The sequence below is a fragment of the Ruegeria sp. YTSA105 genome, from assembly GCF_059610225.1.
The window spans coordinates 150025-162748 of record NZ_JBXWNE010000001.1; the positions used below are offsets into that span (position 1 = coordinate 150025).

The 12724-nt window shown below is 56.0% G+C and carries 12 protein-coding genes; 11 read left to right on the forward strand and 1 reads right to left on the reverse strand.

Going from position 1 to position 12724, the window contains the following annotated elements; translation table 11 throughout:
• Nucleotides 1–142: 142 nt before the first annotated feature.
• The 3 genes from AC2FH2_RS00800 to preA all read left to right on the forward strand — a co-directional run bounded on the left by AC2FH2_RS00800 (nt 143) and on the right by preA (nt 3617).
• Nucleotides 143–775: a cupin domain-containing protein gene (locus tag AC2FH2_RS00800; RefSeq protein WP_496687629.1), complete on the forward strand. Its 633-nt coding sequence runs from the start codon at nt 143–145 to the stop codon at nt 773–775.
• Between the two features lie 157 nt (nt 776–932).
• Nucleotides 933–2267, forward strand: a complete 1335-nt coding sequence (locus AC2FH2_RS00805; protein WP_281972258.1) for an NAD(P)-dependent oxidoreductase — start codon at nt 933–935, stop codon at nt 2265–2267.
• 45 nt (nt 2268–2312) lie between these two features.
• Complete coding sequence (gene preA / locus AC2FH2_RS00810) at nt 2313–3617, forward strand: NAD-dependent dihydropyrimidine dehydrogenase subunit PreA (RefSeq protein WP_282021347.1); 1305 nt, start codon at nt 2313–2315, stop codon at nt 3615–3617.
• 253 nt (nt 3618–3870) lie between these two features.
• Here preA and AC2FH2_RS00815 read toward each other — a convergent pair whose 3' ends face one another.
• The gene (locus AC2FH2_RS00815; RefSeq protein ID WP_142634388.1) at nt 3871–4479 is read right to left on the reverse strand and encodes a TetR family transcriptional regulator C-terminal domain-containing protein; all 609 of its coding nucleotides are present in this window, start codon (nt 4477–4479) and stop codon (nt 3871–3873) included.
• Nucleotides 4480–4648: 169 nt separating this feature from the next.
• Here AC2FH2_RS00815 and AC2FH2_RS00820 point away from each other — a divergent pair, with 169 nt between their 5' ends.
• From AC2FH2_RS00820 to AC2FH2_RS00855, 8 genes are all read left to right on the forward strand, one after another.
• Nucleotides 4649–5899 carry a Zn-dependent hydrolase gene (locus tag AC2FH2_RS00820; RefSeq protein WP_496822552.1) on the forward strand — a complete coding sequence of 417 codons (1251 nt, stop codon included), beginning with the start codon at nt 4649–4651 and terminating at the stop codon, nt 5897–5899.
• A gap of 92 nt (nt 5900–5991) precedes the next feature.
• Nucleotides 5992–7446: a dihydropyrimidinase gene (gene hydA / locus AC2FH2_RS00825; protein WP_496687636.1), complete on the forward strand. Its 1455-nt coding sequence runs from the start codon at nt 5992–5994 to the stop codon at nt 7444–7446.
• Between the two features lie 54 nt (nt 7447–7500).
• Nucleotides 7501–8295 (forward strand): ABC transporter ATP-binding protein, encoded by a 795-nt coding sequence (locus AC2FH2_RS00830; protein ID WP_281972254.1) that lies wholly within the window; start codon nt 7501–7503, stop codon nt 8293–8295.
• Nucleotides 8288–9220: an ABC transporter permease gene (locus AC2FH2_RS00835; RefSeq protein WP_496687638.1), complete on the forward strand. Its 933-nt coding sequence runs from the start codon at nt 8288–8290 to the stop codon at nt 9218–9220. The genes AC2FH2_RS00830 and AC2FH2_RS00835 overlap by 8 nt, the downstream gene beginning before the upstream one ends.
• A complete protein-coding gene (locus AC2FH2_RS00840) occupies nt 9217–10062 on the forward strand; it encodes an ABC transporter permease (protein WP_496687640.1) in 846 nt (281 codons plus the stop codon). The genes AC2FH2_RS00835 and AC2FH2_RS00840 overlap by 4 nt, the downstream gene beginning before the upstream one ends.
• A 60-nt stretch (nt 10063–10122) precedes the next feature.
• Complete coding sequence (locus AC2FH2_RS00845; protein ID WP_496707862.1) at nt 10123–11112, forward strand: ABC transporter substrate-binding protein; 990 nt, start codon at nt 10123–10125, stop codon at nt 11110–11112.
• A gap of 153 nt (nt 11113–11265) precedes the next feature.
• Nucleotides 11266–11979: an ABC transporter permease gene (locus tag AC2FH2_RS00850; protein ID WP_496713534.1), complete on the forward strand. Its 714-nt coding sequence runs from the start codon at nt 11266–11268 to the stop codon at nt 11977–11979.
• A complete protein-coding gene (locus AC2FH2_RS00855; protein ID WP_142634372.1) occupies nt 11972–12706 on the forward strand; it encodes an ATP-binding cassette domain-containing protein in 735 nt (244 codons plus the stop codon). Before AC2FH2_RS00850 ends, AC2FH2_RS00855 begins: the two co-directional genes overlap by 8 nt.
• The last annotated feature ends 18 nt before the right edge of the window (nt 12707–12724 follow it).

Consider the following 12724-nt stretch of genomic DNA (forward strand, 5'->3'; position numbering starts at 1 on the left):
CCAGCACTGCTCGAATTTTGGTTGGGCGTACACTAGGTAGAGACGTGGCACAAAACCAGATGTGATCATAGATCATGCATCTGAATTTTGAATTCAGGACTTGCGCAACCATCTAGAGACCAGACCCAACAGGAGAAGCCGCATGAGAGTTAACGCAGATTTCACAAAACGTGTTGCTGTGCATTTCGACCGGAATGACTGGATTGCGTCACCTGCCGCAGGGGTCGAGCGCAAGATGTTGGACCGGATCGGGGAAGAGGTCGCCCGCGCCACCACGATTGTCCGCTTTGCCCCAGGAAGCGCCTTTGCCGCCCATACGCATGATGGAGGAGAGGAGTATTTGGTGCTGGACGGTGTGTTTCAGGACGAGACCGGTGATTTTCCTGCAGGTAGTTATGTGCGCAATCCTCCGACATCTTCCCATACGCCTTCGTCAAACGAAGGCGCGACGATACTAGTCAAACTGCACCAGTTTGACCCTGAGGACAGGACCGAAATTCGTCGGTCGATTACCGTGGATTCGAATCTTCAGCTTTTCAAGGACTCACGCGAAGATGTTCGCGTATTGAATCTGTCACCTGGCGAAAAGCTGGATCTGGATGCAGTCGATGGGTTGGAGTTGTTTGTCATCGCAGGTTCGGTGCAGGAATCCGACGAAGAATTTTCGGTCTGGGACTGGTTGAGATTACCGCCAGGTGCGCGTTCCACTGCTTTGGCAGGAGCAGAGGGCGCGCGAATTTGGATCAAATCGGGGCACCTGTCACAGATGATCTGAGCGGTTCCGGCCCAAAAAACCAGCAATGTACAGTAAAAAACCGGGTGTTTCGGCCTGGTTATTCATTTTTTGACCATTTGGCAAAATTTACCATTTGATAAAAAATCAGATTGTGCCAAGCTGAGGCCATAACAACATATCTACAGGGAGTAGAGCGATGGCACAGGGCCAGATGGTCCCCGGCATAGTCTCCGGGAGGCTTTCCAGCGATGAGCTGACCTCGAATTTCACGGATCTGCATCCACCACTTGCCCCGCATGAGGCCGCAGTGGCCGCGGATCGGTGCTATTTCTGCTATGATGCGCCGTGTGTGACGGCCTGTCCGACAGACATTGATATTCCATTGTTCATGCGCCAGATTCAGGCCGGTCAGCCTGAAGCTGCGGGTGAAACCATCCTTGGCCAGAATATCTTGGGTGGCATGTGCGCCCGTGTTTGTCCGACCGAAACGCTGTGCGAGGAAGTCTGCGTACGCGAAACCGCCGAAGGATCGCCAGTCGAGATCGGGCGTTTGCAGCGGTTTGCTACTGACAGCGTTATGGCATCGGGCGACCATCCGTTCCAGCGCGCCGCATTCACCGGCAAAACGGTGGCCGTGATCGGGGCAGGGCCCGCAGGGCTAGCCTGTGCGCATCGGCTGGCGATGCTGGGGCATGATGTGGTCATTCACGAAAGCCGCCCAAAACCCGGCGGTCTGAATGAATATGGAATTGCCGCCTATAAATCGACCAATGATTTCGCTCAGGCTGAGATCGATTGGTTGCTGATGATCGGCGGCATCACCATCGAGACCGGATCGGTGCTGGGCGAGGGCCTGTCGCTGGATGGCCTTGTTGACAACTATGATGCGGTTTTCCTGTCCATCGGTCTGACAGGTGTGAATGCATTGCGAGCGGGCGGCGAGGATCTGACCGGCGTGCGCGACGCGGTCGACTTTATCTCGGATGTGCGTCAGGCGGCCGATCTGGCTGAGCTGCCCGTTGGGCGGAATGTCGTCGTCATCGGAGGCGGCATGACCGCGGTTGACGCAGCTGTAAAGTCGAAATTGCTGGGCGCGGAAAACGTCACCATCGCCTACCGGCGCGGACGCGAGGCGATGGGTGCCAGCCGCTATGAGCAGGATCTGGCCGCATCGCACGGCGTCAGGATCATGACCAATGTTCAGCCCATAGCCGTACACGGCAACGGGGCAGCCGCCGAGATCGAATTGGAGTATACTGCCAGCCATGACGGTCAGTTGAAGGGCACCGGCGAGAAAACCCGCCTGCCTGCCGATCAGGTGCTGAAGGCAATAGGTCAGACGCTGGAAGGAGCGCCCGAAGGGCTGACGTTGGACGGGAACAAGATCGCCGTCACGGGCGCCGGGCGCACATCGGTACAAGCGGTCTGGGCCGGAGGCGACTGCGCCGCAGGCGGGGATGACCTAACCGTGACCGCAGTGGCCGAGGGGCGCGATGCCGCGATGGATATCCACGCAAGTCTGATTGCGTGAAACTCAATGATCAAGATGCCTGCAAGCATCAGGGAGGCCGGATAAATGGCTGATTTGAAATCGAACTTTCTGGGAATTGAAAGCCCCAACCCATATTGGCTGGCATCTGCGCCGCCGACGGACAAGGAATATAACGTCCGCCGTGCCTTTGAGGCCGGATGGGGCGGTGTGGTGTGGAAAACACTCGGGTCCGAAGGTCCACCGGTCGTCAATGTTAATGGCCCCCGCTATGGGGCGATCTACGGCGCAGACCGTCGGTTGTTGGGTCTGAACAACATCGAGCTGATTACAGACCGCCCATTAGAGGTAAACCTTGAAGAAATGGCGCGGGTTAAGGCTGATTATCCAGATCGCGCCCTGATCGCCTCGATCATGGTGCCGTGCGAGGAAGAGGCCTGGAAGGCTATCCTGCCGCGTGTTGCCGAAACCGGTGCCGACGGGATCGAACTGAACTTTGGCTGTCCACACGGGATGAGCGAGCGCGGGATGGGGGCGGCCGTAGGGCAGGTGCCGGAATATATCGAGATGGTGACGCGCTGGTGCAAGAAATACTATGACCGTCCGGTCATCGTGAAACTGACGCCGAATATCACTGATATCCGCAAGCCCGCCGAGGCCGCAAAGAATGGTGGTGCGGATGCGGTATCGCTGATCAACACGATTAATTCGATTACCAGTGTCAATCTGGATAGCTTCAGCCCTGAACCCTCGATTGACGGCAAAGGCAGCCACGGCGGCTATTGTGGCCCCGCGGTGAAACCGATTGCCCTGTCGATGGTGTCCGAGATTTCGCGTGGACAGGCAACGAACGGAATGCCGATCTCGGGTATTGGCGGTGTGACTACCTGGCGCGATGCTGCAGAGTTTATGGCATTGGGTTGCGGCAATGTTCAGGTCTGCACGGCAGCGATGACCTATGGGTTCAAGATCATTGACGAACTGACGGCGGGTCTGTCGAAATGGATGGATGAAAAAGGGTATCAGGACGTCTCGGAAATTGTCGGTCTTGCGGTTCCAAACGTGACCGACTGGCAATATCTGAACCTGAATTATGTCGCCAAGGCCAAGATTGATCAGGATCAGTGCATCAAGTGTGGCCGATGCTATGCCGCCTGCGAAGACACCAGCCACCAGGCCATTTCAATGTCCGAAGAGCGCGTGTTCGAGGTTATGGATGACGAATGTGTGGCCTGTAACCTGTGCGTGGATGTGTGCCCGGTTGAAGGATGTATTTCGATGGTGCCGATGGCCGCTGGCGAAATCGACCCGCGCACGGGACAAGAAGTGCAGCCCGAATATGGCAACTGGACAACCCATCCCAACAATCCAATGGCGAAAGCCGCCGAGTAGTCCAAGAAAACTCGTCGAATTTTCTTAGAGCAGGATGTCGATGAGGGGGCGTTGTGGCAGTTTGCGAACTATTGGGTGGCGGTGCGGATCAGATGATATCCGCGCCTCCTCACTTCGTCTTGGAACGCCTTATGTCCCACTTCTCGCTCTACCCACCCAACGAAAGCCTTACCACGGCACCTGTGTGTGGACAGGGAAGAAAAGAGTAGCGTCATCCTAGGCTGAGGGTGAGCGGGTTCCGGCTAACGAAAACCTAAGGCGCCAGCAATTTGCGGTAGAGCGTGTCGATGAACGGTTCAGCACCTTCATACGGGTCTTCGTCGCCAAGAATGGCCCGAACTTGGACATCGAAATCCGCATAATGCTGTGTCAAAGCCCAGATGGAGAAAATAAGGTGGTAGGGATGGAGGCGCGCGATTTTACCCTGCTCCATCCAGGCCGTAAGGATTGCGGTCTTCTCATCCATCAAAGTTTTGAGATCATTGGACAATGCATCGTGTATGCGTGGCGCACCCTGGACCAGTTCATTGGCAAACAGACGGCTTTCGCGCGGAAGTTCCCGGCTCATTTGCAGTTTGCGATGGATATAAGCGCGTATCTCTTCCAATGGGTCCCCGTCGGCGTCGAGATCATGGAGAGGGGCCAGCCAAATCTCGAGAAGGCCAGATAGAAGGGCCGTGTGAATCGCTTCTTTTGAGGGGAAATAATATAGAAGATTCGGCTTGCTCAACCCGGCCTCGGCAGCAATCTGGTCGACGGTGGCACCGCGGAAACCGTAGGCAGAAAACACGTTCAAAGCGGCTTCTAGAATTGCAGCGCGGTTTTTTTTCTGAATTCGTGTTGGTGCGCGGTCTTTGGACATGTCTTTGCCTGTCTGATTTTTGGGCTCGCAAGTGCGGAATATGCCAAAAATTCCCACCGAGCTCTGCTATTTCTTGACTGATGTCGAACCCGTGATAGCGTGAGTTTGACCAGATGGTCAAATCAAGACACCAAAAGCGAGCAAATCGCAAGCAACAGGGAAGACTAGGATGGCAGCTCCGGCGCAGAACCTCAGGATCAATGGCGACAGGTTGTGGGACAGCCTGATGGAGATGGCCAAGATTGGCCCGGGTGTTGCGGGGGGCAATAATCGTCAGACCCTGACGGATGAAGATGCGGCAGGCCGCGCGCTGTTTCAGAAATGGTGCGAAGAGGCCGGGTGCACCATGGGGCTGGACCAAATGGGCAATATGTTTGCGCATCGAGAGGGCACGGACCCCGAGGCATTGCCGGTCTATGTGGGTTCACATCTGGATACGCAGCCGACAGGCGGCAAATATGACGGTGTTCTGGGTGTATTGGGCGGGTTGGAAATCATCCGCACGCTCAATGATTTGGGGATCAAGACCAAACATCCAATCGTCGCGACCAACTGGACGAATGAAGAAGGCACGCGCTATGCACCTGCGATGCTGTCCTCGGGGGTTTTTGCCGGGATGCATACGCAGGATTGGGCTTATGACCGTGAGGATGTCGATGGTAAGAAGTTCGGAGATGAGCTGAGCCGCATTGGCTGGCGCGGTGACGAAGAGGTTGGTGCCCGAAAGATGCACGCCTTTTTTGAGCTGCATATCGAACAGGGCCCCATTCTTGAGGCCGAGGGGAAGGATATCGGCGTTGTCACCCATGGTCAGGGTCTCAGCTGGACCCAGATTACAGTTACCGGAAAGGACGCCCATACCGGGTCTACGCCGATGCCGATGCGCAAGAATGCCGGATTGGCGATGGCGCGTATCCTTGAAAAGGTTGACGAGATTGCTTGGTCCCATGCGCCCCACGCGGTGGGTGCGGCGGGGCATATTGATGTGTTTCCGAATTCGCGTAACGTGATCCCGGGGAAAGTTGTGTTTACTGTCGATCTCCGTTCGCCCGATCTGGACGTGATCACCGATATGGAAAATCGTCTGCGCGTAGCGGCCGAAGATATCGTGGATGAGATGGGCCTACAGATCGAATTCGAGAAGGTCGGCGGATTTGATCCGGTGCAATTTGATGAAGGCTGCGTGGCAGCCGTGCGCGATGCGGCTGAACGGTTGGGTTATTCTCATACAGATATCATTTCGGGCGCCGGTCATGATGCCTGCTGGATCAACCGGGTTGCACCAACAGCGATGGTGATGTGCCCTTGTGTGGATGGGCTAAGCCATAACGAAGCCGAAGAAATCAGCAAGGATTGGGCTGCCGCCGGGGCGGATGTTCTGTTTCATGCGGTCGTAGAGACGGCTGGGATTGTGGAATAGGGGGCTCTGCCCCCGTCGCCCGTTGGGCGACTCCCCCGAGGTTTTTATAGCCAGATGAAGCAAGCGGCGCAGACCGCATCAGGGAGATTGATATGAGCACTGTTATCAAGAACGGGACCGTCGTAACCGCGGATTTGTCTTACCAGGCGGATGTGAGGGTCGAGCATGGGGTGATCACCGAGATTGGGCCGGACCTAAAAGGTGATACGGAACTGGATGCGACAGGCTGCTATGTGATGCCTGGCGGGATCGACCCGCATACGCATTTGGAAATGCCGTTCATGGGCACCTATTCCAGCGATGATTTCGAGAGCGGAACCCGGGCGGCATTGGCTGGAGGAACCACGATGGTGGTTGATTTCGCTCTGCCCAACCCAGGTGAAAGCCTGTTGGATGCGCTCAAGCGCTGGGATAACAAGTCGACACGTGCAAATTGCGACTATTCTTTCCACATGGCGGTGACCTGGTGGGGCGAGCAGGTGTTTGATGACCTCAAGACGGTGATCGAGACACGCGGCATCAACACGTTCAAGCATTTCATGGCCTATAAGGGCGCGTTGATGGTCAATGACGATGAAATGTATGCTTCGTTCAAGCGTCTTGCCGAGCTGGGTGGAACGGCCATGGTGCATGCCGAGAATGGCGATGTTGTTGCCGAACTCAGCGCAAAGCTGTTGGCCGAAGGCAATACAGGCCCCGAGGCACATGCCTATTCCCGTCCGCCGCAGGTTGAGGGCGAAGCGACCAACCGCGCAATCATGATCGCGGATATGGCCGGAGTGCCGCTGTATGTGGTGCACACATCGTGCGAAGAGGCGCATGAGGCCATTCGGCGTGCAAAGATGCAGGGCAAGCGGGTGTGGGGGGAACCTTTGATCCAGCATCTGACTTTGGATGAGAGCGAGTATTTCAACCAGGATTGGGACCACGCGGCGCGGCGGGTCATGAGCCCTCCGTTCCGAAACAAGCAGCATCAGGATAGCCTGTGGAACGGATTACAATCTGGTTCGTTGAGTGTCGTGGCCACCGACCATTGCGCCTTTACGACGGATCAGAAACGCTTTGGCGTGGGGGATTTCACCAAGATCCCGAACGGTACCGGAGGGTTGGAAGACCGGATGCCGATGCTGTGGACTCATGGGGTGAACACTGGTCGGCTGACGCCAAATGAATTTGTGGCAGTCACTTCAACAAACATCGCTAAGATATTGAATTGTTACCCAAGAAAAGGCGCAATTCTTGTAGGTGCCGATGCCGATTTGGTGGTGTGGGATCCTGAGAAAGGCAAGACGATCAGCGCGAAATCGCAGCAATCTTCGATCGACTACAACGTGTTTGAGGGCAAAGAGGTCAAAGGCTTGCCGCGCTTTACTCTGACCCGTGGGCAGGTTGCAGTGCATGACGGAGAGATCAGGACTCAGGAAGGCCATGGCCAATTTGTTGAACGCGAGGCCAATACAACCGTCAACAAGGCGCTGAGTACTTGGAAAGAGCTGACAGCGCCGCGACCGGTGGTACGCACGGGTATTCCAGCAACCGGTGTATGACAGAATATGTGGCAGATATCACGTCTTATTACGGTTTAAGTTCAAGGGGATGGAATGAATATTGAAACCGCTGCACCGCCTGTAATCGAGGCGCGGCAACTGGATCTGACCTTTCAGACCAATGACGGGCCGGTCCACGCTCTGAAGGATGTGAACCTGACCATCGAAAAGGGAGAATTCGTCAGCTTCATCGGACCCTCCGGCTGTGGTAAGACCACCTTTTTGCGGTGCATCGCTGCGTTGGAAACTCCGACCGGCGGGACATTGACCGTCAACGGTATGACCCCGGATGAGGCGCGGCGGAATCGGGCCTATGGCTATGTATTTCAGGCCGCGGGTCTGTACCCTTGGCGCACCATTTCCAAGAACATCAAGCTCCCGCTTGAAATCATGGGGTTTACAGCTGCCGAGCAGGAAGAACGCGTAAACAAGGTTTTGGAACTTGTTGATCTTGAAGGGTTTGGTGGAAAGTTTCCCTGGCAGTTATCGGGTGGAATGCAGCAACGGGCCAGCATTGCACGGGCGCTGGCCTTTGATGCGGATATCCTGCTTATGGACGAACCTTTTGGCGCGTTGGATGAGATTGTCCGCGATCACCTGAACGAGCAGCTTCTGGCACTTTGGGCGCGGACTGAAAAGACCATTGGGTTTGTCACCCATTCCATCCCTGAGGCCGTCTATCTGAGCACCAAGATCGTTGTGATGAGCCCTCGGCCCGGACGGATCACTGACGTGATCGACAGTCCGTTGCCGAAAGAGCGGCCGCTCGATATTCGCGACACGCCGGAATTCATCGAAGTTGCCCATAGGGTGCGAGAAGGGTTGCGCGCGGGGCATTCGGATGAATAGTAGCGGGTTCAAGGCATTCTGGGCTGTATTGACGGTACTGGCCGTCATAGTAGCCTTTTGGTACGCCGCTTGTATTCCGATGAATATCAAAGGCGTTCTGACCGAACAGGAACGGGCCGGCGCAACTGTTCAGCCACCCTCGGCAAAAGATCGTCGCGATCTGTCCGAATTCAGCCTGGTTCTGGACAATAGCTTTGCCATTCCAGCCACGTGGGAACAGGATCGTCCGCGGTTGCCCGCTCCGCATCAGGTGGCCGTTGAGATATGGAAGACAACGGTTGAGAAGAAAATCACCTCAAAGCGCTCGCTGGTTTATCACGGCTGGGTGACGCTGAGTGCGACGATACTGGGTTTTGCCATTGGCACCGGTCTGGGAATTCTGCTGGCTGTTGGGATCGTACATAGCCGGGTCATGGACCTGTCGGTCATGCCCTGGGCGATAGTCAGCCAAACCATCCCGATCATCGCTCTGGCCCCGATGATCATTGTGGTCCTATATTCCGTTGGCGTGCAGGGGATTATCCCCAAGGCGGTCATATCGGCCTATCTCAGCTTTTTTCCTGTCGTGGTGGGCATGGTCAAAGGTTTGCGCAGCCCGGATGCGATGCAACTGGATTTGCTGCGTACCTATAGCGCGAGCCACGCGCAGGGGTTCTGGAAACTGCGTTTGCCGGCCTCGATGCCGTATCTGTTCACATCGCTGAAGATAGGCATTGCGGCTTCATTGGTAGGGGCCATCGTGGGGGAATTGCCCACCGGGGCAGTTGCGGGACTGGGCGCGCGCCTGCTGGCAGGCAGCTATTATGGTCAAACCGTGCAAATCTGGTCGGCCCTGTTTGCGGCGGCGATTCTGGCGGCCTGTCTTGTGGGGCTTCTGGGGCTGATTGAAAAGTCGGTCCTGAAACGGATGGGGATTGCGCAATGATACCAATTCTGGGCGCACTCGGTGTGTGGCTGTTGGGATGGTGGTTGAACAGCCGCTTGGCCAGCGGGCCTTATGCTGATACGCGGATGGTCCGGTTTCTGGCTCCGCTGATCTTTGGTCTGACTATCATCGTCATCTGGGAGCTTTTAGTGCGCGGCCTTGAGGTGTCTTTGGTCATTCTGCCCGCTCCATCGGTTATCTGGATTCGGTTCTGGGACAGTTTGCCAACGCTTTGGATGGATTTCGTGCAAACCATCATCAAGGGCGCGCTGAGCGGTTACATCATCGGCTGTGGAGCCGCCTTCCTGATGGCGATTGCAGTGGACCGGTGGGATTTTCTGCGCCTTGGGCTTTTGCCCGTGGGCAACTTCGTGGCCGCTCTTCCGATTGTTGGCACCGCGCCGATTCTGGTCATGTGGTTCGGGTTCGACTGGCACTCCAAAGCGGCGGTGGTTGTCGTGATGGTCTTTTTCCCAATGCTGGTGAACACCGTCGCCGGGCTGCGCGAGGCGACAGCAATGCAGCGCGACCTGATGGAGACTTATGCCGCCACGTATTGGCAGAGCTTTCTGAAGCTGCGCTTGCCTGCCGCGATGCCATTTGTTTTCAATGGTCTCAAGATATCCACCACCCTTGCATTGATCGGCGCTATCGTGGCCGAGTTCTTTGGCTCACCGACGCTTGGCATGGGGTTTCGGATATCAACCAGCGTGGGGCAGCTCTCACTGGATATGGTCTGGGCCGAGATCGTAGTGGCGGCTTTGGCCGGGACATCATTTTATGGTCTGGTGGCCATGATCGAAAAGGCGGTGACCTTCTGGCACCCGTCGCAACGCGGATAAGAATTCAACAGACCCCAAAAATGAAAAATGGGGCGCCAACTGAAACTAGGAGATGTGAAGATGAAAAAGATACTCAGCGGGGCGGTTGCCGCCTTTAGCCTGGCCGCCAGTGCAGCCTGGTCGGCGGATGAGGTGACATTGCAGTTGAAATGGGTCACGCAAGCTCAGTTCGCAGGTTATTACGTGGCCAAAGACAAAGGGTTCTACGAAGAAGAAGGTCTTGATGTCACAATTCTGCCAGGCGGCCCGGACATAGCGCCGACACAGGTCATTGCCGGTGGGGGCGCTGACGTGACGGTCGAGTGGATGCCAGCTGCGTTGGCCGCGCGCGAAAAGGGCCTGCCGCTGGTGAATATTGCCCAGCCTTTCAAAAGCTCGGGTATGATGCTGACCTGCTGGAAAGATGCCGGTATTTCCGCACCAGAAGACCTTAAGAACCGGACACTGGGCGTCTGGTTCTTTGGCAACGAATTCCCCTTCATGAGCTGGATGAGCCAGCTGGGCATTGATACCGGTGGCAAGAGCGAAAATGGCGTCGAGGTTCTGAAGCAGGGCTTTAATGTCGACCCGCTGCTGCAGCGTCAGGCTGATTGCATCAGCACCATGACCTATAACGAATACTGGCAGGTCATAGATTCCGGCGTCAGCCCCGACGAACTGGTCACATTCAAATACGAAGATCAGGGCGTCGCGACGCTGGAAGACGGCCTGTACGTTCTTGAAGAGAACCTGAACGACGCGGCATTTGTCGACAAGATGGAACGTTTCGTGCGGGCGTCGATGAAGGGGTGGAAATATGCCGAGGAGAACCCAGATGAAGCGGCCGATATCGTGCTTGAAAATGACGAGACTGGCGCCCAGACCGAAGCGCATCAGAAACGTATGATGGGTGAGATTGCCAAGCTGACTGCGGGCTCAAACGGATCGCTTGATCCGGCGGATTTTGAGCGCACTGTAGGGACGCTGCTTGCCGGTGGTTCTGATCCCGTTATCACAAAACAACCCGAAGGTGCCTGGACGCATCAGATTTCGGATGCAGCACTGAACTGAGTCAGGTTCACGATGGAATATGGCGCGGTCCCAAATGGGGCCGCGTTTTTTGTTGGAAGCGTCGAAAATGTGACTGAACTTGTATGGCGTTTGTCATAGTAATTACCTGTAAATTATAGCAAACTGTTCAACATGGGAGATATCAGGTAGATAATGCAGGATTTTACAACAGAATTCAGGTCGGCGCTTGCTTTAATCCTTCATTGGGATGCGGAGCTGTGGGCGATTGTTCTGTTGTCCCTGAAAGTCTCTGTTTTTGCCGTTCTGATTTCTGCCGTTATCGGGATGCCCATGGGCGCGGCTTTGGCCGTTGCGCGTTTTCCAGGGCGGCGGATTCTGATCGTCTTGATGAATGCCTTGATGGGCTTGCCCCCGGTTGTGGTAGGTTTGCTGGTCTATCTGATGCTGTCGCGTTCCGGCCCGTTGGGGGTCCTTGAATTGCTCTACACACCGACGGCGATGATTATTGCTCAGGTCGTTCTGGTGACCCCGATCGTTGCCGCACTGACACGTCAAGTGGTCGAAATGCTGGCCGAGGAATATTCCGAGCAACTCCGCTCACTCGGCCTGTCGCGGATGGCATCGATTCCGGTGCTATTGTGGGATGCGCGGCTGTCTCTTGTTACGGCATTGCTGGCGGGGTTTGGCCGTGCGATTGCCGAAGTTGGAGCGGTTATTATCGTTGGCGGCAATATCAATCACGTCACGCGGGTGATGACGACGACAATCGCCCTTGAAACGTCCAAGGGTAATTTGGCCTTGGCGCTTGCGCTTGGGGCGATCCTGATTGCCATAGCCATCGCAGTAAACGCCATGGTCAGCACGCTTAGCCTGCGGGCCGAGAAGGAAGGGTTGCGCCATGCGTGATCTGGTGCCCGAGATGGTGAAATGTCTTTCTGTTCACAGTTTACAGATTTCCCGCAAGGGAAAGACACTGCTTCAAGTGCCAGAGTTATCCCTGATGGGGCTGGGACCAACTTTGATCCTTGGGCCGAACGGAGCGGGCAAGAGCCTGCTTTTGCGCTGTTTGCACGGGCTTATCGTCCCGGATAGCGGCAGGGTTCAGCAGGACGGGATTGCCCTGAATGCGTATCACAAATCACGACAGGCGATGGTGTTTCAAAGACCGGTTCTGTTGCGCCGGTCCGTGTCAGCCAATCTTGATTTTGTGCTAAAGCGTCAGGGCATGTCCCGTGCAATTCGCAAATCCCGGATCGACGAATTGCTGGCCGAAGGTGGGCTAGAGGGTAAGGCGCGCCAGTCCGCCAGATCGCTGTCCGGGGGCGAGGCACAACGGCTGGCCATCCTGCGCGCGCTGGCGCTGGACCCGGAGACTTTGTTCCTGGACGAACCAACCAGTTCGCTTGATCCTGGTGCTACGCAGATGATCGAACGGATGATCTTGCGCGCTTCGAACCGTGGGGTACGCATTGTCATGGTATCCCACGATATCGGTCAGGCACGCCGTCTGGCAGCGGATATCGTCATGATGCAGGCCGGGCACGTGGTCGAACACGGTGCTGCCAAACAAGTTCTGGATGCCCCGACAAGTGACGCCGCGCGCCGGTTTGTTGCCGGTGGTCTGGTAACCTAATCTGAATATGGAGTTCAA